The organism is Methanothrix harundinacea 6Ac (assembly GCF_000235565.1).
In the GTDB taxonomy this organism is placed as follows: Archaea; Halobacteriota; Methanosarcinia; order Methanotrichales; family Methanotrichaceae; genus Methanocrinis; species Methanocrinis harundinaceus.
Genome location: NC_017527.1, coordinates 1,866,753 through 1,888,150, shown reverse-complemented (window position 1 = coordinate 1,888,150; position 21,398 = coordinate 1,866,753). Strand labels below are relative to the sequence as shown.

Genomic DNA, 21,398 nt, shown 5'->3' with positions numbered 1-21,398 from the left:
CGCTGCCCAGCGATCCCGGTCCGAACCCGGCGAGGGCGGCATCGTGGATCTATACCACCATTGGAGATCATCTCATGTACTCTGATCGGATAAAATCCCTCCCACCGTATCCCTTCGCCGCCATCGACAGGGCGAAGATTGCGGCCCAGAAGAGGGGGGTGGACGTCATCAACCTGGGGGTCGGAGACCCTGACCTGCCCACCCCCCAAATAATCATCGATAGCCTTTGCCGGGCGGCCGCCGACCCCAGAAACCACCAGTACCCCTCCTATGAGGGGAAGATCGAGTTCCGGACGGCCGTTGCCGAGTGGTATAAGGAGACCTTCAAAGTCGACCTCGACCCGGAGTCGGAGGTCCTCGCCCTCATCGGATCGAAGGAGGGGATAGCCCACGCCCCCCTAGCCTTCTTGAACCCCGGAAACCTCGCCCTCGTCCCCGATCCGGCTTACCCGGTCTACAAGACCGCCGTCGAGTTTGCGGGAGGGGTCCCCGTCATCCTCCCCCTCAAGAGGGAGAACGGGTTTCTCCCGGACCTGGACTCCATCCCCTCCGACGTCGCCCGAAAGGCGAGGCTGATCTTTCTCAACTACCCCAACAACCCGACGGGGGCCTGCGCCGACCTCAAATTCTTCAAGAGGCTCGTCGACTTCGCCGCCGATAATAACCTGATCGTCCTCCACGACAACCCCTACTCCGAGGTCTACTTCGGCGATGAGAGGCCTCCATCGATCCTGGAGGTGGAGGGGGCCCGGGAGGTGGCGGTCGAGTTTCACTCCCTCTCCAAGACCTGCAACATGACCGGCTGGAGGGTCGGCTTCGTCGTCGGAGACCGGGAGATCGTCGCCGGGATCGGGAACGTCAAGAGCAACATAGACTCCGGCAACTTCGGGGCGGTCCAGGACGCGGGGATAGTCGCCCTGAAGAACGCCCAAAAGATCGCCGCCGATATGAGAAAGACCTACCAGGAGCGGGTGGAGCTCCTTTACGCTGGCCTCAAGAAGATCGGCCTGGAGGTCGAGAAGCCGGAGGCGACCTTCTACCTCTGGGCCTGGACCGGGGGCCGGTCGAAGGACTATACGAGGAAGCTGATCGATCAGCTCGGCATAGTCGCGACCCCGGGCGTCGGCTTCGGCGACTACGGCGAGGGTTACGTTCGGTTCTCGGTCACCCAGCCGACGGATAGGATCGCCGAGGCGGTCGAGAGGATGGAGAGGATGGTGGCGGAGGAGAAGAGCCTCTGACCCTGGAGGAGATGAATTTGCTCGAAGATTACAGGGCTGCATCGATTGAAGCGAAGTGGCAGCAGAAGTGGTCCGAGGCGGGGGTCTTCTCGGCGGAGCCATCGGAGAAGGAGAAGTTCTTCATAACGATACCCTACCCCTATCTGAACGGAAACCTCCACGCCGGCCACACCAGGACCTTCACCATCGGCGACGTCGTCGCTAGGTATCGAAGGATGAGGGGTGAGAACGTCCTCTTCCCCATGGGCTTTCACGTCACCGGAACTCCCATCGTCGGCCTCAGCGAGCTTGTAAAGAACCGCGACCCGGAGATAGAGAAGGTCTACACCCAGCACCACGACATACCGCTGGAGGTCTTCGCAACCCTCACGACCCCCCAGGCGATCGTCGACTACTTCAGGAGGGAGTCGAAGGCGGCGATGGAGTCGATCGGCTACTCCATCGACTGGAGGCGGGAGTTCACCACGACCGACCCCGCCTACAAGAAGTTCATCGAGTGGCAGTACTTCATCCTCCGGGGCCTCGGCTATGTCTCCAAGGGGAGCCACCCCGTCAGGTGGTGTCCCAACGACGAGAACCCCGTAGAGGACCACGACATCCTCAAGGGGGAGGAGGCGACGATCATAGACTTCGCCCTGATCAAGTTCAGGTTCGATGGCAAGATCCTCCCCTGCGCCACCTTGCGCCCCGAGACGGTCTTCGGGGTGACGAACCTCTGGGTCAACCCCGAGGTCGTCCACGCCGTGGCGAGGGTCGGCGACGAGACCTGGATCGTCAGCCAGGAGGCGTTCGAGAAGCTGACCTTCACCGATAGGACGGTGGAGCGGATCGGCGAGGTTGTGGGCGGCGACCTCATCGGCAAAAAAGTTAAAAATCCCCTCACGGGGGCCGAGGTCCTGATCCTCCCCGCCTCCTTCGTCGATCCTGACAACGGGAGCGGGATCGTCATGTCCGTCCCCGCCCACGCCCCCTACGACTACCTCGCCCTCAAAGACCTCTACGGCCGGGACCTCAGCGGCTACGGGATCACCGAAGACCTCCGCAAAATCGAGTTCATCTCCCTCATCGAGGTCCCAGACTACGGAGAGTTTCCGGCCGTCGAGGTCGCCGAAGAGCTCGGCGTCGTAGACCAGAACGACCCCCGGGCCGAGGAGGCGACGAAGCTCGTCTACCGGCGGGAGTTTCACCACGGCGTCCTCAAGGAGAGGACCGGCAAGTACGCCGGGACCGCCGTCTCCAAGATCAAGGACGTCCTCCTCGCCGACCTCATCGCTGGAAACGTCGCCGAGGTCTTCTACGAGTTCAGCGAGACCCCCGTGATCTGCCGGTGCGGGACCCGGTGCGTCGTAAAGATGGTGAGAGACCAGTGGTTCCTCAACTACTCCGACCCCCAGTGGAAGGGGCGGGTAAGCCAGTGTCTCGCCCAGATGCGGCTCATCCCCGAGGAGATCAGGACGGAGTTTGAGAACAAGGTCGACTGGCTGAAGGACAAGGCCTGCGCCCGGAGGAAGGGGCTGGGGACTAACCTCCCCTGGGACCAGGAGTGGCTGATCGAATCTTTGGGCGACTCCACCATCTACATGTCCTACTACATCCTGGCGAAGTACGTAAACGCCGGCCTTGCGATCGACAACCTCGTCCCCGAGTTCTTCGACTTCATATTCCTCGGGAAGGGAGACGCCGCCGCCGTCGCCGACCTCACCGGGATGCCCGAGGAGACGGTCAAAAGGATCAGAGAGGACTTCGTCTACTGGTACCCCGTCGACCTCCGCTCCTCCGGAAAAGACCTCGTCGCAAACCACCTCCTCTTCTTCCTCTACCACCACGTCGCCATATACCCGCCCTCCCTCTGGCCGAGGGCGATGGCCGTCAACGGCTTCGTCTCCCTGGAGGGGAAGAAGATGTCCAAGTCCAAGGGGCCCCTCCTCACCCTCCGGCGGGCCGTCGAGGCCAACGGCGCCGACGTCACCAGGCTCTACATCCTCTCCAACGCCGAGCATACCCAGGACGCCGACTGGCGAAACGACGGCGTCGAGGCGACGAGGCAGCAGGTGGTCCGGTTCTACAACCTGGCGAGGGAGATAATCAATGATCAGGAGATAGACGAGCTTGCAGACCCTGAGCTGATCGACCGGTGGATGGAGAGCCAGCTTCAGAAGAGGATCATCGAGACGACGGAGGCGCTGGAGGCGGTCCAGACCCGGCGGGCGGTCCAGAGCGCCTTTTACCACATGATCAACGACCTCCGCTGGTACCAGAGGCGGGGAGGCAAAAACCGCCTCCGTTCGGTCCTGGACGTCTGGGTGAGGCTGATGGCGCCCTTCACGCCCCACGTCTGCGAGGAGATCTGGGAGGAGATGGCCGGCGTAGAGGCGAAGGCCTTCGGGAAGGACGCGTACATCTCCCGGGCCCGGTGGCCTGAGGCGGCCCCCGAGAAGATCGATGCCGGGGCGGAGATGGCCGAGGATCTCCTCGGGCGGACCCTATCCGACGTCGAGGAGATCCTCCGGGTGACGAGCAGAAAGCCCGAGCGGATCACCCTCTTCACCACGCCGGCCTGGAAGAGGGCGATGCTGAAGGCGGCCCTGGAAGAGAAGGAGGCGGGAAGCCTGGACGTCGGATCGATCATGAAGAAGGCGATGGCCCTTCCGGAGGTCGCAAGCCACAAGAAGGAGGCGCCCAAGTACGCCCAGAGGCTGATGAAGGGGGCCCACGCATTGAACTCCGACCCCCTCCAGATCGACGAGTTTGAGACCCTCTCCCGGGAGCGGAGGTACCTGGAGCGGACCTTCGGCTGCCCGGTCGATGTCCTCTCGGCGGACGAGCCGGGCGAGGACCCGATGAATAAGAGCAGGAACGCGGAGCCGGGGCGGCCCGCGATCTTCATCGAGTGAAGATCGAGGAGAGAGAAGGAAGGGAAGGCGAGAGGCTCCGGGCCGGCTGGGAATCCGGAGCCCAAGGGAATTTTTATAGGATATTCTGCAAATCTTCCAGGTGGGGCAGTACCTTTGACTATGCGGCGGAACGAATTTCTGATCTCCTGGAGGTTATGCCATGAAAGGCGGTAGAAGGGTTCTCATCGTCGTGGATGTACAGAACGACTTCTGTCCAGGAGGAGCCCTCCAGATCAAAGATGGCGACTCGATAATCCCTCTCATAAACGGGATTATGGAGAGATTCGACCTCGTGGTCGCCACTCAGGACTGGCATCCTAAAAATCAGGTATCCTTTGCTTCAAACAATCCAGGAAAAAATATATACGATCAGATCAATATTAGCGGAATTGCTCAGACCCTCTGGCCCGATCATTGCATACAGGGGACGAAGGGGGCTGAATTTCATGACGACCTAGATTTAAGTAAGTTCTCTCTGATATTGAGAAAAGGGATGAATCCCCTGGTCGATTCATATTCTGCATTTATTGAAAACGACAGAAATACTGAAACCGGTCTTGCTGGCTACCTGAAGGCCCTGAAGGTACGAGAGATATTCATCTGCGGGCTCGCCACAGATTACTGCGTCTATTACTCAGCCATGGATTCTCTTCGATATGGATTCAGATGCAATGTGATAATCGACGCCACGCGGGGGGTGGATCTGCCGAAGGGAAGCATCGGTGCCGTCGTTTCAGAGATGAAAGATAAAGGAATATCGGTGATAAGCTCTGATGATCTATTATAATAAATTGGGGAGTTGACCCCCCCCCCCACCTGCCATGATTCAAAATGCCCTCGACGAATGGATCCTGAATAAGGCGACCCCGTTCTCCCTCGATCCGTCCAGCCTCAACGACGCCATCGACCGGATCGTCGCCAGCCTCGATCCGTCGGTGGAGCTCCTCGGCTTCGGCGAGCCAGAATTCAGGACCCTGGAGGCGAGGCTCGCCGCGGCGTCGGGGCCGGGGCTCTTCATCCCTACCCACCGGAGCCAGGGGCTTTCGGCCTCAGAGATCGAGGCTCTCCCGATCCGGTCGGGGAGCAGAAAAAATCCGACCTACTTCCCGCTGACACCTCAGAGCCTCGCCGACTTCGACGCGCTGGCCTTCTTGGGCGAGGTGGGGTACAGCCGGGGCGGGCCGGAGCTACCTTAGCGGGACTATAGCACCTGGTGAGGTTCACTTCACAAGGCTGAAGTAGATGACCTGCGATAAGATTGGCCAAACCGCCATTGGACGATGACCGCCAGAGAAAAAATGGAGACAGGTTGGGACGATATTCAAAGTGTGAAGGCGGAGGCTAACTGATGTAAAAAAGTTTTTGGGTCGTTTTAATATGATTTAAAATTCCTAAGTCCGGCTTCGGAGAAAGTTTTCCGCCAATTTTTGCCTCGTCAAAGATTAACGGATGAAAAGGTTTATTATCCTTTGAGATGCTATTATGTTTTATTTTGGGATTATTCGAGGAGAACCAAGATGGGAAAGATATACCAAACAATATATAATTTTTTAATAAAATTAGATGAATTTTTAACGAGATTAAAGAGTATTATGATTAATATGTCTTTTATTGGAGCTTTTATTGGAGCTTTTTTATTATCATTTTTATCTTTAATAAGTAAAAATTTAGTTATCATCCCTGAAATAAATCTATATGTTTATCGTTTGTTACAAACACTACTGATAATCTGCGCATGTTTAATATTGTTTTATATATTTAAATATTATTATAAAACTGGAGATTTGAAGAAATCTTATATACTATTTTTAATATTTATGTTAATAGTTTTAGCCGGAGTTTATGATTATATGCAACCAACAATAGAGATAACTTCACCAGAAGATAACGCCATAATAAATAATAAAATCGATATTGAAGGCAACGCAAAAAGAATACCAAAAGAGGATCATATTTGGCCAGTTGAGTATTCCTATTTACCATTGCCCATTCTTTAATTATCTCGGATCCGTCTCTTATTTTAGCTCGTTCTCCGCTCTTAGTCGATTCTCGATCCTTTTCCTCGTTTTTCGTCGATAGCTACCGCTATTTTGAGACGATTTCAGCATTTTTAAGTGTACATAGCTGGTATAAGTCGAAAGCAAAGGCAGTGAATACCATTTTAACGTGAACTCTCGGGATCGTCGTTACCATTACATGCGCGCTTCGGAACACTCTTTTAATAACAGCAAACTGACGTTCGCCCGGAAATCTCAGTTTGCTAATCAAGCGGTTTCGCAGCTTATCGAGATCGCTTAGAGGATGACCCGCTGCTGCACGTTTCATTGTGAAGTCGTTTCCCTTAGCCTTCACACCGAAATATCCTTTGTCCCTGAGGACCACCTCTCCTTCAACCGATAGATCAACCCGACTATCGTGCACCGAAGCAGTTGTCGATTCGATGCTCCTTATCAGGCCGTAATCGATATCGACTTTAGAATGAAGTTTATAACCAAAATGGAGTTCCTCACCCTTCTTAGCCCAAGTTCCATCCCTGCTCCGACGAGTCCTAGCGGTCTCTCTTCTTGGTTTCTTTGAACCTCCTGGGTCGGCCTCTATAAACGTTGCATCCTGAATGGTTCCTCTTTTTACCTGAAGCCCTTTAAAATCGAGCTGTCTCTGGAGCTCTTCCCAAACGGACTCATCCTTTCCCGTCTGGGCCATCCGCTCGCGAAAAAGCCATATCGTCCTGGAATCGGGTATAGAATCAGGAAATCCTAAGAATTTCATAAAAGATATTCGATCCGAAATCTGCTTTTCAGTCTCGAGGTCGCTCAACCCGTACCACTGCTGGAGCAAAAGCACCTTGAGCATCAGGATAACATCAAAGTTCGGCCTTCCACCTCGTTCGGTTTTATTATGATACATCTCTTCAAGAATTGGTCGAAATGGTTCCCACTCGATCAAGTTCGTTATCTTTGAAAGCCTATCGCCCAGCTTCTCTACGTTCTTGTAAGCTTCTCGAAGGCCCCATGCAGTAAAAGAACTCATGCACTATTCATGTATATATTAGTATATAATGTTTTCCATAGACATGCTAGGTTTTTAGGAATCCTCAGTTGTGTACGTGTATTCAACATATAAATATTATCCGCAATCTCAGCTGATTTATCCTGATCCCAATGGCCAATGGTCAATAAGAAATATCAATGTGGGTAAAGATGCTGATCAAGGAAGAAAATTCGATATAATTATATTGTTGGCGGACGACAAAGCTCACAGATCTCTTAGCGACTACATGAACGAATCAAGTAAATCAGGCGCTTGGCCGGGGCTGGAAAAGATCCCGCCTGGTGCCAGGGTGCTTGATAGGATAACAGTCACAATAGCCTAAAAGCTCATGACCAGATATGGAGATTAGGAGGGAAACTTATGAAGAAATATTGGCAAATAAGTCTATGCTTCTTAGTGCTAGGCTTGGGAACGGTCTGCTGTGCTGGGGCTACAGAAGTGGAGATAACCTCACCAGTAGATGAAGATACAGTATCCATGATCGGAGAGGATATCGAGGGAACCTCCAAAGGTATACCAGAGGGATACGAGCTCTGGATCACGGTTTATCCAGATGGTGTAAACCGTCACTTTCCTCAAGATAAACGAAACTTGCCAATAATCATGATGGCCAATGGTGATTGGACAGCTGAAGCGGTTATAGGTAGTCCACCAGATCATGATATGGAGTTCAAGCTATATGCCATACTGGCAGATGAAACTGCGAATGCGGAGATCCTAGAATATCTGGATGGGTGTATTGTAAACGAATCTTGGCCTGGACTAGAACAACTTCCTGATGGGGCAGAGATATACGACTACGTCACTGTGATCCGAGAATAAAGATATGTTTAGTCATATCGTAGTATGCAAAAATATACGAATATCATGGTCCCCATAAAATTCATGTCCCGCATCTTTTATTTTTTTTATCGATCTTCGAAACCCTTTTTTCACTTGATGACATTCTTTTCGCCATGAACCTCAAACAGATCGGCGTAATCCACTCCCCCTTCAAGACCAGAGCCGAGGCCCCCTTCCAGGGGAGGCACTCGGTGGAGGTCTGCGAGGTGGAGGTCTTCGAGGAGTTCCTGCCGGGCCTTGCCGACGTGGAGGGGTGCACCCACCTCTTCCTCCTCCGCTGGCTCGACCGGGCCGATAGAAAGATGCTCAAGGCCTTCCCACCCCACGACGGCAAAGAGCACGGCGTCTTCGCGACGAGGTCGCCGAACCGGCCAAACCCCATCGGCCTCGGGGTCGTCGAGCTCCTCGACGTCTCCGGGGGGAGGCTTCGGGTCCGGGAGCTCGACGCCCTGGAGGGGACGCCGCTCCTGGACATCAAGCCCCGCTTCTCAGAGGTCGACAACATCCCCGACGCCACCGTCGGCTGGCGGAGGTGATGGGATGGGGCGGGCGGAAGGGGGCGAGCGAGGGGCGGAGGGCACTCTGGCGATGGTTTAAGGGCACCTCCCCCCCACCCCCACCACCACCCCTTCGATTCTGACCCAGCCCCCCGATGGGCTACCTCGTGGAGGTGGGGCGGGTGTAGCAGGCGCCGTCGGCCCCCAGGATCATCGACATCGGCCTCGCCCTCTCAAAGTCCATCCCGCCTTCGGCGCCGAAGAATTCGTCGTTCCCCTCCAGGAAAACGACCCTCCCGATGATCAGGGAGAACCTCTCCCGGAGGATCTCCTCGACGAGCTCGCACTCCATCCAGGCGACGCAACCTGCGATCCCCGGGGGCGCGACCTTCGTCGAGGGATGGGGGGACAGACCCGCCTCCTCGAACTCGTCGACCTCCGGCGGGAAGCTCCTGGCGCAGATCTCCACCTCTTCTGCCATTTCGAGGGTGGGGACGTTGACGACGAACTCCCCCGTCTCCCGGATGTTGTCGAGGGTATCCCTCTTCAGCCAGGAGGCGATGGCGATCTCGTCCAGGGGCCTCAGGATCGGCATGATGCACCCCCAGGGGGCGGCGTTTCGGACCCCTTCCTTCGAGACCGTCGATATCAGGACCACCGGCATCGGCAGGACCTGACCTCTCATGCTAGGCTTCAGAATCATATGGTATCACCATGAATATCTCTTAGTAGATAAAAAAGAATATCCGCGGCCGCGGGCCGCGGAGACCCTCAATTCGGACCAGCCTCGATCCTACACCCCGACGAAGGAGAGCTTGTTCAGGGCGATGGGTATCCCCAGGGCCATCCCGTTGTGGGTGTAGTAGAGGGCGACCTGGCCATCGTGGGCGACGAAGGACTCGGTGTAGAATAGGGTCAGGGCCGGCACATCCTCGGCGTAGAGGACCTGAGCCTCGTCGATCATCTCCCTCCGGGAGTCCTCGTCGGTCTCCTTCACCTGCTCCTCGAGGAGCGCCGTCAGCTCGGGGTTGTCGCGGTACCGGGCGCTGTTGAAGTCGTCGTCGAGGGTGTTGCCGGCGAGGAAGTTGGGGTCGCCGATGACTCCGCCGTGGCCGCTGACGGCGAGGTCGAAGTCCCACTCGCCGACCTTGGAGTCGACGGCCTTCGATTCCATCGTCCTGAGGTCGACGTTGATCCCGACGGCCAAAAGGTCCGCCTCGATCAGCTCGCCGATCCTCTCGGCGGTGGTGTCGCCGCCCTTGATCAGAACCTCGATCTTCCGGCCGTCGTAGCCCATATCCGCCAGGAGCTCCTCGGCCTCCGCGGGGTCATGGGGGTAGTAGTCGTCCATCTCGGGGTTGTACCAGTCGTTGTCCGAGGGTATGAACCCGGGGCTTCCGGCGAGGCCGTAGCCGCGGCCCGCAATCTCCACCAGCTTCTCCCGGTCGATGGCATAGGCGAGGGCCTGCCTGAACCTCTTGTCCGAGAGGGGCTCCTTCTGGTGGTTTATCATCAGCTTATAGTTCCACCAGTGGGCAGGGACCGAGAGGATCTCAAAGCTCCCCTCCAGCTGGCCGATCATCTCCGGCTCGATGGAGGCCATGTTGACCCTCCCCTGGAGGAGCTCGGCGGCGGCGTTGGGGGCCGAGATCTTCACGAATAGCAGCTCTTCGACCTTGGGCGAGCCGAGGTAGTAGCCGTCGTAGGCGACGTACCGATACGTCCCCTGGGCCATTTTGTAGTCCTCAACCTTCAGGGTGTAGGGGCCGGTCCCCACCAGGGCGTCCTGCTCCCGGTAGTTGACGGGGTCGTCCACCTCCGACCAGATGTGCTCGGGAAGGATCGGGAGGGTCCCTCCCACCTGGTCGAGGAAGGGGGCGTAGGGTGCCGAGAGGGTGAGCTTGACGGTGAGGTCGTCGAGGGCCTCCGCCCTCTCGATGATCGCCGAGTCGACCCACTGGTAGGGGTGGTCTTTGGTGTACTCGACGGTGAAGACGACGTCGTCGGCGTTGAACGGTTCGCCGTCGTGCCAGGTGACGCCGTCCCTCAGGTGGAAGATGTAGACGTCATCTCCCTCCATCTCCCACCTCTCGGCGAGGGCCGGAACGTAGCCGGCGTCATCCTTCCAGACGAGGGTGTCGAAGAGGAAGCTCATCCGCGTATACCCCGGCCCCCGGGAGTAGTGGGCGTAAGGGGAGGGAAATCCCCAGTCTCCGGTGGTGTCCGCCACCGTATATACGGGAACTGACCCGCCATCCTCGGAGGCGGCGGCTCCCCAGGCAAAAAGCAGGACCATCAGAGCTGCAGCAACTCCCAGTCTAATGAAATCTCTCAATCTAGGTTCCTCCATTCCATTTCTCGGATTAATCTTACGATATACTTGATAATTCTTCTTATTTATGAATCTTTTTGTTTAGACTATATGTAAAATAGGATCTAGTAATCAGAAGTTATTTATTAATTGGACAAATGGAAAGAATAAAAATCTAATTGGCATATCTTTCTTTTTTAAATCATACATTAAGTGATTAATCGGATTATTAAATCTGATGAATATGTATCAATGCCGCAGGCAGGAAGATACCTCGGAGGCGATCCATTCAACCTGATATTATGGGCTTTGTTTGAGGCGCTCGGAGGATATGGATCGAGCCCATCGATCTATCCGGCAGCTCTCGGGACGGAGAATATCAGCCCAGATCTCCAAAAGGCGCCCCGCCCTCAGAAGTGATTCTTAAATAAGATCAGAGGGAAACAGAAAATAAAGATGACAAATAGATGGCAGAGATGCTGGGATGTCGCCCCGGAGATACACCTCCTCCTCAAAGGGAGCGATAGCCTGGAGGCGGCGAGGGACGTCGTCGTCGGCTACCTCCAGTCCCTGGACTGGACCCACCGGCGGGAGGCGGCCGAGATGGACCCCTGGGATTACGTCCTCTTCAACGAGGGGCTCGAGTGCCTCAAGAACCTCTTCTCCCCCCGGAACGAGCGGGCGGCGAAGACCTCCTCCCTGGAGCAGCTCTGGAGGGCCGCCACCACCGGCGACGCCGAGGTCTCCGACGACTTCGTCGACGAGTTCTTCCACCTCTTCAAGGCGGTGAAGGTCCAGACGGACGTCTACCCCTCGATGCTGATGGAGGGGATGGCCGTCCCCGACTTCACGAAGTACGAGGGGAGGGAGGCGGGGAAGAGGAGGTCCGACTACCTCGACGAGATGGCCCGCCGGATGGACGAGCACCTCTCGAGGTACAGAAGCGGCCTCGACCCCGAGGTCGCCAGAAAGAGGGCGGAGAATAGGGAGAGGATCCTCGGCCTCCTCGGGGGAGACGAGAACGACTGGCTCGACTGGCATTGGCAGTTCCGACACGTCTTCAAGGACGAGCTTGGTCTGAGCCAAATAAAAGATATAATAAATCTGAGCCCCGATCACGATAGGTCGATCGGCCTCGCCCTGGAGAAGGGGGTCCCCTTCGGCGTCACCCCCCACTACCTCCACCTGATGGACGAAGATCCGACCGACCAGGACTTCGCCCTCCGGCAGCAGGTCTTCCCTCCCCTGAAGTACGTCGAGAAGATGATCGCCCACCGGGGGGATCGAAAGGTGGCCCTGGACTTCATGAGGGAGCGGGACACCTCCCCAGAGGAGCTGGTCACCCGCCGCTACCCGAGGGTGGCGATCATCAAGCCCTACGACTCCTGCCCCCAGATCTGCGTCTACTGCCAGCGGAACTGGGAGATCACCTCCCCCTTCATGCCCTCGGCTATGGCCTCCGAGGCGGAGATCGACGGAGCCCTCGACTGGTATGCGGAGCACGAGGCGATGATGGACGTCCTCGTCACCGGGGGCGACCCCCTGGTGATGGCCGACGGCCTCATCGATAAAATCCTCGGCCGCCTCGCGGAGATGGACCACATCCTGAGCATCAGGATCGCCACCAGAACCCCCGTCACCGTCCCCCAGAGGATCACCGAGGAGCTCTGCGAGATCTTCGCCTCTTACCACGACCTCGGTAGAAGGAGCCTCTCCGTCGTCACCCACTTCATGCACCCCCGCGAGGTGACGGCGGAGACGGTGGAGGCGATCAGGAGGATCCGGGTCCTGGGGATGGACGTCTACAACCAGCAGGTCTTCACCTTCGCCAATAGCCGGAGGTTTGAGACGGCGGCCCTCCGGATAGTCCTGAAGAAGATCGGGGTCGATCCCTACTACACCTTCAACATGAAGGGGAAGAGCGAGATGGAGGAGTACAGCGTCCCCATCGCCCGGATCCTCCAGGAGCGGAAAGAGGAGGCCCGGCTCCTCCCGGGGATCTTCAGGACCGACGAGCCGGTCTTCAACGTCCCCTTCCTCGGAAAAGACCACCTCCGGGCCTGGCAGAACCACGAGATCATAGGGATCCAGCCCGACGGCCGACGGACCTACCGCTTCCTCCCCTGGGAGAAGAACATCGTCCAGGTGAGCCCCTACATCTACGACGACGTCTCCATCGGCGGCTACCTCAGGAGGCTGGAGGAAAGGGGGGAGGACCCGGAGAAGTACAGGTCCATCTGGTACTACTACTGAAGGCCCATGCCGGGATCTGACGACACTTCTGCTGAGGGATGGCCCTCTGCCTATTTCCCCTCCGTCCTTCAGGGTGAGAGGGCCGGCTGCTCCGCCCCAGCCACCTCGACCGTCGCCCTCGCCTCGTCCTCCCCGGCGGCGTTTATGGCCGTGAGGGTGTAGACCGTCGTCTCCTCCGGCTGGACGGCGAGCCTCCCCTCCCGGGCGACTGCGCCGATCCCGGGCTCGATCCTGACCTCGTCGGCGAGGCTGACGCCGGAGACCCTCCAGCGGAGGACGGTGCCCTCCCCCGGCCGGACCGAATCGGGGACCGCCTCGAAGAGCTCGATCCTCGGGGGGAGATCGGCCCCATCCCCCGCCGGGGCGACGAGCCCCAGGTGGTCGATGGCGAGGAGGAGGCCGGTGAAGATGACGGCCATGACGGCGATCCCGAAGAGAAACCTCTTCCAGTAGCCTCCGATCTGCCCCTCGTCCCCTTCTCCTCCGCCCGGATCGCCGTCCGCCCTCCGCCTAGAGACCATCTCCTCCCCTCCCTCCACCTCAGCCCCTCTCGAGGTACTTCATCAGATCCGCGAGCCCCAGGGCGTTGAGGACGTCTTTTCTCTCCAGCCAGCCGCGCCTTGCGGTCTTGATCCCGTACTCCATCGCCGAGAGGCCGCAGGTGCTGTGGGCGTCGGTGTTTATGGCGAGCTTCACCCCCAATTCCCTGGCGCGGCGGGACCACCGGTCGTTGAGGTCGAGCCTGCTGGGGTGGGCGTTGATCTCCATCGCCGTCCCCGTCCTCGCCGCCGCCTCCAGGACCCGTTCCAGGTCCACCTCGTACGCCTCCCTCTCCCCGATCTTCCTCCCGGTGGGGTGGCCGATGACGTCGACGTGCTCGCTCTCCATCGCCGATATGATCCGGTTCGTCATCTCCCTCTCCCGCTGATGGTAGCCGGAATGGACTGAGGCGACGACGACATCGCACTCCGAGAGGATCTCGTCGGGGTAATCGAGCTTCCCGTCGGCCCTGATCTCCACCTCCGTCCCCACCAGGATCGCAAACCCCTCCGCCGCCTCGTTGAGGCCTCTGATCAGCTCCATCTTCTCTCGGAGCCTGTCTTCGGCGAGGCCGTTTGCTATCCCCAGGCCGTGGGAGTGGTCGCACATCGCCATGTACTCGTAGCCGAGGCCCTGGGCTGCCCTCACCATCTCCTCGATGGAGTGGCGGCCGTCGGACCAGTCGCTGTGGACGTGAAGATCTCCCTTTATATCCGACGGCTCCACCAGCCGGGGGAGCCTCCCCTCCAGGGCCGCCTCCACCTCCCCCTCGTCCTCCCGGATCTCGGGGGGGATCCAATCCATCCCGAGGTGGTGGTACAGATCCTCCTCCCGGTCGAAGAAGAGCTCCTCCCCGTCGGCGAGCCTCGTCAGGGAGTACTCGGAGAGGGAGTACCCCTTCGATAGGGCGACGTGCCGGAGCTTGACGTTGTGTTCCTTGGAGCCGGTGAAGTACTGGATCACCGTCCCGAAGGACCTGGGGTCGACGATCCGCAGGTCCACCTGGATCGTCTCCTCGACGATGACGGAGGCCTTCGTCGGCCCCTTCATCAGGACCTCCTCCACCACGGGGATCGAGACGAAGGCCCGGATCGCCGCCTCCGGAGCCGGGGAGGTCGCCAGGATGTCGATGTCCCCCACCGTCTCCCTCCCCCTCCGGAGGGACCCCGCCACGTTGAGGTCTCCGATCCCCTCCACCTTCCGGAGGTGGCCGAGGATCTCCTGGGCGAGGGGAAGGGCCACCCCCAGGGGTATCCTGCTGCTCCGCTTCTTCCACCGCTCGATACCTCGGAGGATGTTCTTCTCGGAGGTCGGGCCCATCCGGGGGAGCCGCCGGACCCGGTGCTCTCTCGCCGCCACCTCCAGCTCGGCGACGGTCGAGACCCCCAGCTTCTGGTGGAGCATCGAGACGGTCTTGGGGCCGAGCCCCGAGATCTGGAGGAGCTCGGCGAGCCCCGGCGGCGTCTCCTGGAGGAGGCGGTCCCGGGCCTCGATCCTCCCCGTCTCCAGGAACTCCGAGATCTTTCCGGCGATGGCTTTGCCGACGCCGGGGATCGCCTCGAGCTCGCCCCTCCCGGCGATCGCCTCCAGGTCCTCCTTCATCGACTCCACAGTCCTGGCCGCCCTCCGGTAAGCCACGACCTTGAAGCTGCTCTCGCCCCGGAGCTCCAGCAGGTCCCCCATCTCCCGGAGGAGGCGGGCAACCTCTTCATTCCTCACGGGAGGGGGGTTGGTGGACCATCTTATAAAGAGGTTGGCAGGCCGCCAAAAATGTCCGGAGCGGGCCTCCGATCCGGCGGATAGCGGCATGGGCACCGACGGGGGGATCGTCGTCAGACGAGATCCTCGATGTGGGTCATCTCCTGGATCTTGGTGAGGCTGCTTATCGACTCGGTCTCGATCCTGATCCCGTGGCTCATGGCGGCGGCGACGATGTTCGTCCCCCCCACCAGGGAGAGCCCCACGTGGTCCCTCTCCACCGATACGCCGAGGACGTTCATGTTCGGATCTCCCAGGTCCAGGACCCCCGAAAACCCCGCCTCCGCCAGCAGATCGAGCCTCTCCTCGATCCTCTCCGCCGCGATCATCGGCGCCTCCTGGAGGTTTCCGAGGATCCGGCCGCTGCCGGTCTCCATCATCTCCACCACCGATGTCAGCTCCTGGCTGATGAGGACGTCGATCGGATCGATCGTCGTCGCCCAGTACATCAGCATGTCCGTGAACCGGACCGGCTCGCGATCTATCACCTCGATCACCCCTCCCCCCCGGGGGCGGATCGGAACCCCCGCCTTCAGGAGGACGCCGCTGATGGTGATGCTGCAGGCGGACATGATCTTGGCCTTCGTCCCCAGGGTCTCCACCTTCAGGTAGGGGCTGACGGCGAGGCCGCTCTCTATCACGTCCCGGAATATCCGCAAGGTCGGGTCCAGCATCTTCAGGTCGACGAGGGAGGTGTTGGTGATGATCTCCCCCTCCATCCTCCGGGGGTCGAAGGAGACCTGATGCATCAGGTTCTCGATTCTGCTCAGGGAAAAGACCAGGGGCTTCAAACCTACCACCGAACCCTTCCTGCCGCGGTTTCTGCCCCGTCCTTCTGGGCCTTGCGGCGGTCCGATACCCCAAGGTAGCTCATCCTTTAAATACGGTGGAGATGGGCGGGAAAGGCGTCTTATATCACCTCTTACATACTTGGCCAAGATGTTGCGCCAGAGGTTTGTCCTCGATACCACCGCCCTGACCGACTCCCTCGCCTGGGAGGGGGAGGGTTGCACCAACATTTGCGAAGGCATGAACGCCATCCTCGACTGCGTCGCCGAGGCGAGGCTCCACCTCGGGATAAGCTGCTACATCCCCTACCCCTCCGTCTACAACGAGATCAGGGAGTTCGTCCACCACAACGGCTGCGACGAGGCGGTTTTGATCAAGGTCGACACCTGGCTCGTCAAGATGACCCCGGACCGCTACGAGGTGAAGATCCCCTCCAAGGTCTTCTACGAGTACGTCTACTACATGAGGAGCAGGATCAACAAGGGGATGAACGTCGCCGAGGAGGCGATCTGGGAGGCGGTGGGAAGGTGCATCGCCATGAGCGCCGAGGAGGGGGATCTCTCGGCATTCAAGGACGAGATCGAGAGGGAGGCGGTGGGGGGGATCGTGAGGAAGTTTCGGGAGAAGTACAGGAGCGCGCTCCGCTACGGGATCCTGGACAGCGCCCCCGACATCGACATCCTCCTCCTGGCGAAGGAGCTGAACGCCGCGGTGATATCCCAGGACCTGGGGATCCAGAGGTGGGCGGAGCAGCTGGGCCTCCGGTACCTGGAGGCGAGGACCTTCCCCGTCATGATAAAGGAGTACCTCAGCCGGGCGAGGGCGATCCATAAGAGCGACGGCCTCCCCCTCTACGTCCCGCCCTCGGGAGAGGACGACTCCCTCTAGACGATTTTATTCAATAAAAATTTGGCATCGGACCGGTGAGGAGGAGGTGGGACCTGGATCCTCCCCCTCCTCTTCACGACCCCAGGAGCCTCTCCAGGAGCCACTCCGGCTCGAACTTTACGAGGTCGGGGTAGTCCTGGCCGATCCCGAGGAATAGGACGGGCTTTCCGGTGATGGAGGATATGGATATCGCCGCCCCGCCCTTGGCGTCGGCGTCGGTCTTGGTGAGGATCGTCCCGTCGATCGGGACCGCCTCGTTGAAGAGCCTCGCCCTCTCGACGGCGTCGTTTCCGGCGATCGCCTCGTCGACGAATATCAGGAGGTCGGGGTCCACCACCCGGACGATCTTCTTCATCTGGTCCATCAGGTTGACGTTGGTGTGGAGCCTTCCGGCGGTGTCCGCGAGGACGATGTCCCTGTGGTGGGCCTTCGCGTACTCGACGGCGTCGAAGATGACGGCGGCGGGATCTTTGCCGTCCCTGTGCTTGACGAGCTTCACCTCCAGCTTATTTGCGTGGACCTCGATCTGCTCGACCGCCCCGGCCCGGAAGGTGTCCCCGGCGGCGAGGACGATGGAGTAGCCCCGGTCTTTGAGGTACCTTGCGACCTTGGCGATGGAGGTGGTCTTGCCGGTACCGTTCACCCCGACGAAGACGATCTTGACGGGCTTCTCCGCCTTCGCGATGAACTCGTCGACGTCGAAGCGGTTCTCCGAGAGGACCTGGAGGAGGGCAGACCTGAGGGCTTCCTCGACGATCTCGCCGGTGTCGGCCCGGATCTTCTTCTTCTTTCCGACGAGCTCCCCCTTGACGGAGGCGACGATCGTCTCGGCGACGGGGAGGGCGACGTCGCTCTCCAGGAGGGCCATCTCCAGCTCCCAAAGCGGATCTTTGAGATCCTTCTCGTCGAGGACGACCTCCTGCTCGAAGATGAGGGATTTGGCCCTGGAGGCGAAGGACCACTTCGGCTTGGCGGCGTTATTCTCGGGGGCAGGTCCGTCATCGACTCTATCTTCGACTGCGACCTCTTCCCTCTTGGGGGGAGCCCTCCTCTCTTCGGCCTGGGCCTTCGCCTCGGCCTTCTCGGCCTGGGCCTCCCCTTTCTCCTGGATCTTGCTCGAGACCGCCTCTTTGAAACCCTTCAGCCTCTCCTTGAACCTGTTGAACAAATCCTTCGCCCCTACTGCGAGAACTGCCTCTCATACTCGGCGGCGATCGACTGGATCTTCCCCATCTCAGCCTCGATCCTGGAGAGGGCCTGGTTCAGCTTGGCGGTGGCCTCCGATAGCTGCGCCTTCCTCTGGGTGAGGGCCTCCTTAGCCTCCTGGGTGCTCTTCTCGATGCTCACCCCGGCGCCGACCCCGACGACGACCTTATCCTTGGAGGCGAGCCTGGCGTGGACGAAGGACCCCTGGCCTATCGGCACCAGAATCTCCTGGTCTTCCCCGGCGGCATCCATAGCCTCGACGGCGGCGAGGGCCTTCTCGCACCCCTCCATCGAGAGCTGGAAGATCCCCAGCTGCTGGACGATCGCCTCGGCCTCGGCCTGGTGCTGCTGATATACCATCAAGAGTCTCCTGATCTCCTCCTCGCTGGGAGCAGCCGGAGACTCAGCCAAGAGCCTTCACCTCTTCTATCCTCACCAGGTTTCTCTTGACCCCCTGCTTGCTTCCCAAGAGGGAGTAGGTCTTCTCCACGGCGTTCTTCTCGCTGTTGCTCTCGACCACCTGGGAGAAGGACTGCCAGCTGTTCCTCACCTTGAACTTTCCCTTGATCTCGAAATCGACCATAAGACTACCCCATAAAACCCAACGCATCTTCGATACGGCCCAGCTCCGGCCCCGTCGTCTCGTCCCCGGCGGCATACCCCCGGCTGTTGGCCAGGATCCCCGATCCCACCAGGGGCGAGCCGAAGTTCACCGTCCCCACGTCCACCGGGAGGCGGAAGAGGTCCTCCACCTCGGCGAGCTCCGCCTCCGAGATCCTCGGATGGACGAGGATCCCCCGGTTGGTGGCGACGGAGGTCATCCCGACGGTCTTGAGGCCTCCGATCGTACCCCGGCGGACCTCCACCCCCAGGGTCCTCGAGATGCTCTCGCAGGCCCGGTCCGAGAGTCCCGGATGGACGAGGGCGGCGGTGTCGTTGGCTAGGATGACGTTCCCGGCGGCGCTGATCTTCCCCGAGAGCCTGGCCACCTTCCCGAAGGCGGAGACTCTCGCCACCTCCTCATCGCTGGCATGGGGGGTCAGGATAAACCCCCGGCTGTTCCCACACGCCAGGGACCCCACCACCGAGCTTCCCGCCAACGTCCCCCGGAAGGGGGCGAGCCCCAGATGCTTCTCCAGGGCTGCCATCGCTCCAGGGGTCGTCTCAGGGGCCACCAAAAGCGCCGTCTCGGTGCAGCGGGCGAAGACCCCCAGCAGGGCGCTTCCCGCCACCTTCAGCCGTCTATCGGACCCGTTCGCCTGCAAACTCAGCCTCAACTCCACCGTCGTCGAACTTGGCCGCCTTCACCCTCACCCTCGCCGGCGGTTTCTCTGAGCCCCGAGCCCAGATCGCCTCGTTGAGGTCGCGAGAGATCTTGACCTCCTCGATGGAGGTCTTCATGTGCTTTGCCAGGTACTTTCGGACCTCGTAGACCGCCCTCTTGCTCCTCTTCCACCTCGGAGCCTTCTTCACTTCCCTCAAAGGAATGGTATAAACCCTCTCTGTCTCCGCCATATATTCGTCCCTCACTCTATGTTGCTCCGTCTCCAGTGACGTCTCTTGGGATGGCTCACCACTTTTCTCATCGTCTTTATGATCACCCAGCCGGGCACTCGCCTGTTCTGGCAGAAGGCCTTGGCATGTCTGATCTTCTTCCCCTTGGTTCTCTTGCTCAAATCCGCATCCTCCTGATCACTCTGGTATGCATGTGGTTGGCAGGAAATATCCTCGCAACGGCATCCTGCCCGTGCCGCTCCTCCAGCTCCCGCCGCAGGCCTACCTCGAAGTCGGAGGCGGGGTGAAGGCCGCTTTCCAGGGTCACAAACTCCATGTACCTCTTCGCCAGGGCGTTGATGGTCTTGGATCCGTATCCCGCGAGGGGCCTTATGTAGTGGACCTTCCGGCTGTCCTCCAGGCTCCGGACCCCGTCCGGGGTCATCATCGGAACCCGATCTTCCCTCTTCGTCCCGTCGGCGATATGCTCCCAGCCCCCGGAGAGGACCGCCAGAGCCTCCCGGTGGAGGCGGTTCAGGCCGTCCCTCGGATATCCAGTCGCCAAGAGAAGGCCGATCGCCTCCTCCAGGACCCCGTCTTCGAAGGTGATCGTTCTGTGGGGGAGGCCGAGGGCCTCCGCCGCCTCCCTCGCCGCCTCGGCGGTCCCGTGGCGACGGAAGGCGAAGGTTGCCAGCTCCACATCAAAGAACGGTTCCAGAAGAATCGAGGCCAGGGCGCTGTCCTTGCCGCCGCTGAAGAGGACTACGACCTTCATCGCCGGGTGATGTTGATCTCCCTCTTCTTCGGCTGTATCTGTTTGAGTATGGCTTTGAGCTGCTCGTCTGTTATGGCGCTCTGGAGCCGGCCGCTCTGGGCTAGGACCACCAGCTGGGATTCGATCTGGGATGCGAACTCCGGGCGGGCCATCCTTATGCTGCTGAGCCGCTCCCTCGCCTCGGGGGTGAGGATCGTCCTCAGGATCGCCTGCTTCCGGGCCTCCAGCTCCTGCTGCATCTGCTCCTGCTGGGCCCTCTGGGCGGAGTACATCTGGGAGTCGGCCTGCTGCCTCTGGAGCTCCTCGATCCTCTTGCGCTTCAGCTCTGCAAGCTCATCATCCATATCCATGAATCAGTACCTCTCCAGCTCCGGGATCGACTTCTGTACCTCTAACTTGACCTGATGAGATAGGTTGTCCATGAAGGACTGGCCAGCGGGGGTGAGCTGCCTTCCCGCCTTCATCTTCTTCACGTACCCCGCCCTCTCCAGCTGCTGGAGAGCCTCTCGGATGACGGAGCCGCTCCCCTTGGCGAAGCTCCCGGTGACGGTCTTTCTCCGGTGCTTTCCGCCGTAGTAGGACCGGAGCCTCGATACGCCGACGGGGCCGTCGATGTAGATCCGGCGGAGGACCGAGGCGCACCGGACGAACCACCAGTCGGGGTTGACGGGCGGCATCTCCTTGTTCACTCCGGTCTTCGCGAAGGCCGCCCACTCCGGCGGCTCTATCTTCCCGCTGCTCTTCAGCTCTTCTGCCACAGCATCTATGAGGTGGTTGGGAGGTACGTCATAAACAGTCGTCAAATCATTCAATCCTCCGATTTCAGGATGATCAACAAACCAGAGTCCTTAAAATCCG

At 59.5% G+C, this 21,398-nt stretch carries 25 protein-coding genes; 10 read left to right on the top strand and 15 right to left on the bottom strand.

Annotated features, from left to right (window positions below; all coding sequences use genetic code 11):
• The first annotated feature begins 74 nt into the window (after positions 1–74).
• The 6 genes from MHAR_RS08940 (at position 75) to MHAR_RS13465 (ending at position 6,132) form a co-directional block, all read left to right on the top strand.
• Positions 75–1,241 carry an LL-diaminopimelate aminotransferase gene (locus MHAR_RS08940; protein WP_014587292.1) on the top strand — a complete coding sequence of 389 codons (1,167 nt, stop codon included), beginning with the start codon at positions 75–77 and terminating at the stop codon, positions 1,239–1,241.
• 17 nt (positions 1,242–1,258) lie between these two features.
• The gene (leuS, locus tag MHAR_RS08935) at positions 1,259–4,135 is read left to right on the top strand and encodes a leucine--tRNA ligase (RefSeq protein WP_014587291.1); all 2,877 of its coding nucleotides are present in this window, start codon (positions 1,259–1,261) and stop codon (positions 4,133–4,135) included.
• Positions 4,132–4,299: a hypothetical protein gene (locus MHAR_RS13755; RefSeq protein WP_187287806.1), complete on the top strand. Its 168-nt coding sequence runs from the start codon at positions 4,132–4,134 to the stop codon at positions 4,297–4,299. The genes leuS and MHAR_RS13755 overlap by 4 nt, the downstream gene beginning before the upstream one ends.
• Positions 4,296–4,922, top strand: a complete 627-nt coding sequence (gene pncA, locus MHAR_RS08930) for a bifunctional nicotinamidase/pyrazinamidase (protein WP_014587290.1) — start codon at positions 4,296–4,298, stop codon at positions 4,920–4,922. Before MHAR_RS13755 ends, pncA begins: the two co-directional genes overlap by 4 nt.
• Positions 4,923–4,956: 34 nt before the next feature.
• A complete protein-coding gene (locus MHAR_RS13750; protein WP_014587289.1) occupies positions 4,957–5,331 on the top strand; it encodes a hypothetical protein in 375 nt (124 codons plus the stop codon).
• Positions 5,332–5,652: 321 nt separating this feature from the next.
• Entirely contained in the window at positions 5,653–6,132 is a 480-nt protein-coding gene (locus MHAR_RS13465) for a hypothetical protein (RefSeq protein ID WP_143763370.1), read from the top strand.
• 88 nt (positions 6,133–6,220) lie between these two features.
• Here MHAR_RS13465 and MHAR_RS08920 read toward each other — a convergent pair whose 3' ends face one another.
• Positions 6,221–7,165, bottom strand: a complete 945-nt coding sequence (locus tag MHAR_RS08920) for an IS5 family transposase (RefSeq protein WP_014586696.1) — start codon at positions 7,163–7,165, stop codon at positions 6,221–6,223.
• A 381-nt stretch (positions 7,166–7,546) separates the two neighbouring features.
• Here MHAR_RS08920 and MHAR_RS08915 point away from each other — a divergent pair, with 381 nt between their 5' ends.
• A complete protein-coding gene (locus MHAR_RS08915) occupies positions 7,547–8,008 on the top strand; it encodes a hypothetical protein (protein ID WP_143763369.1) in 462 nt (153 codons plus the stop codon).
• 134 nt (positions 8,009–8,142) lie between these two features.
• The gene (gene tsaA, locus MHAR_RS08910; protein ID WP_014587287.1) at positions 8,143–8,565 is read left to right on the top strand and encodes a tRNA (N6-threonylcarbamoyladenosine(37)-N6)-methyltransferase TrmO; all 423 of its coding nucleotides are present in this window, start codon (positions 8,143–8,145) and stop codon (positions 8,563–8,565) included.
• 121 nt (positions 8,566–8,686) lie between these two features.
• Here the strand turns inward: tsaA and MHAR_RS08905 are convergent, their stop codons facing one another.
• On the bottom strand, positions 8,687–9,229 hold the full coding sequence (locus MHAR_RS08905) for a flavin reductase family protein (protein WP_014587286.1): 543 nt from the start codon (positions 9,227–9,229) through the stop codon (positions 8,687–8,689).
• Between the two features lie 90 nt (positions 9,230–9,319).
• Positions 9,320–10,876, bottom strand: coding sequence for an ABC transporter substrate-binding protein (locus tag MHAR_RS08900; protein WP_048144562.1), 1,557 nt, complete (start codon positions 10,874–10,876; stop codon positions 9,320–9,322).
• A gap of 417 nt (positions 10,877–11,293) precedes the next feature.
• On the opposite strand from MHAR_RS08900, the gene MHAR_RS08895 reads away from it, so the two are divergent.
• Entirely contained in the window at positions 11,294–13,090 is a 1,797-nt protein-coding gene (locus tag MHAR_RS08895) for a KamA family radical SAM protein (protein WP_014587284.1), read from the top strand.
• Positions 13,091–13,158: 68 nt separating this feature from the next.
• Here the strand turns inward: MHAR_RS08895 and MHAR_RS08890 are convergent, their stop codons facing one another.
• From MHAR_RS08890 to MHAR_RS08880, 3 genes are all read right to left on the bottom strand, one after another.
• Positions 13,159–13,611, bottom strand: coding sequence for a hypothetical protein (locus MHAR_RS08890; RefSeq protein ID WP_143763368.1), 453 nt, complete (start codon positions 13,609–13,611; stop codon positions 13,159–13,161).
• Between the two features lie 19 nt (positions 13,612–13,630).
• Positions 13,631–15,349, bottom strand: a complete 1,719-nt coding sequence (gene polX / locus MHAR_RS08885) for a DNA polymerase/3'-5' exonuclease PolX (RefSeq protein ID WP_014587282.1) — start codon at positions 15,347–15,349, stop codon at positions 13,631–13,633.
• A gap of 113 nt (positions 15,350–15,462) precedes the next feature.
• Positions 15,463–16,188, bottom strand: a complete 726-nt coding sequence (locus MHAR_RS08880; protein ID WP_014587281.1) for a DUF128 domain-containing protein — start codon at positions 16,186–16,188, stop codon at positions 15,463–15,465.
• 139 nt (positions 16,189–16,327) lie between these two features.
• Here MHAR_RS08880 and MHAR_RS08875 point away from each other — a divergent pair, with 139 nt between their 5' ends.
• Complete coding sequence (locus tag MHAR_RS08875; RefSeq protein ID WP_048144561.1) at positions 16,328–17,065, top strand: RNA ligase partner protein; 738 nt, start codon at positions 16,328–16,330, stop codon at positions 17,063–17,065.
• 73 nt (positions 17,066–17,138) lie between these two features.
• Here MHAR_RS08875 and ftsY read toward each other — a convergent pair whose 3' ends face one another.
• Genes ftsY through MHAR_RS08830 form a run of 9 tightly spaced genes read right to left on the bottom strand, consistent with a single transcriptional unit; the run spans position 17,139 to position 21,343 of the window.
• Positions 17,139–18,233: a signal recognition particle-docking protein FtsY gene (ftsY, locus tag MHAR_RS08870; RefSeq protein WP_014587279.1), complete on the bottom strand. Its 1,095-nt coding sequence runs from the start codon at positions 18,231–18,233 to the stop codon at positions 17,139–17,141.
• Positions 18,234–18,244: 11 nt separating this feature from the next.
• On the bottom strand, positions 18,245–18,682 hold the full coding sequence (pfdA, locus tag MHAR_RS08865; RefSeq protein WP_014587278.1) for a prefoldin subunit alpha: 438 nt from the start codon (positions 18,680–18,682) through the stop codon (positions 18,245–18,247).
• Entirely contained in the window at positions 18,675–18,854 is a 180-nt protein-coding gene (gene rpl18a / locus MHAR_RS08860; protein WP_014587277.1) for a 50S ribosomal protein L18Ae, read from the bottom strand. The genes pfdA and rpl18a overlap by 8 nt, the downstream gene beginning before the upstream one ends.
• Positions 18,855–18,858: 4 nt before the next feature.
• A complete protein-coding gene (locus MHAR_RS08855; RefSeq protein ID WP_228369536.1) occupies positions 18,859–19,548 on the bottom strand; it encodes a translation initiation factor IF-6 in 690 nt (229 codons plus the stop codon).
• Positions 19,514–19,786, bottom strand: a complete 273-nt coding sequence (locus MHAR_RS08850; protein ID WP_014587275.1) for a 50S ribosomal protein L31e — start codon at positions 19,784–19,786, stop codon at positions 19,514–19,516. Before MHAR_RS08850 ends, MHAR_RS08855 begins: the two co-directional genes overlap by 35 nt.
• 11 nt (positions 19,787–19,797) lie before the next feature.
• On the bottom strand, positions 19,798–19,947 hold the full coding sequence (locus MHAR_RS08845) for a 50S ribosomal protein L39e (RefSeq protein ID WP_014587274.1): 150 nt from the start codon (positions 19,945–19,947) through the stop codon (positions 19,798–19,800).
• A complete protein-coding gene (locus MHAR_RS08840) occupies positions 19,944–20,540 on the bottom strand; it encodes a DUF7411 family protein (protein WP_014587273.1) in 597 nt (198 codons plus the stop codon). The genes MHAR_RS08845 and MHAR_RS08840 overlap by 4 nt, the downstream gene beginning before the upstream one ends.
• Positions 20,537–20,884 (bottom strand): DNA-binding protein, encoded by a 348-nt coding sequence (locus tag MHAR_RS08835; protein ID WP_143763526.1) that lies wholly within the window; start codon positions 20,882–20,884, stop codon positions 20,537–20,539. Before MHAR_RS08835 ends, MHAR_RS08840 begins: the two co-directional genes overlap by 4 nt.
• A 9-nt stretch (positions 20,885–20,893) precedes the next feature.
• The gene (locus MHAR_RS08830; protein ID WP_014587271.1) at positions 20,894–21,343 is read right to left on the bottom strand and encodes a 30S ribosomal protein S19e; all 450 of its coding nucleotides are present in this window, start codon (positions 21,341–21,343) and stop codon (positions 20,894–20,896) included.
• Positions 21,344–21,398 lie beyond the last annotated feature (55 nt).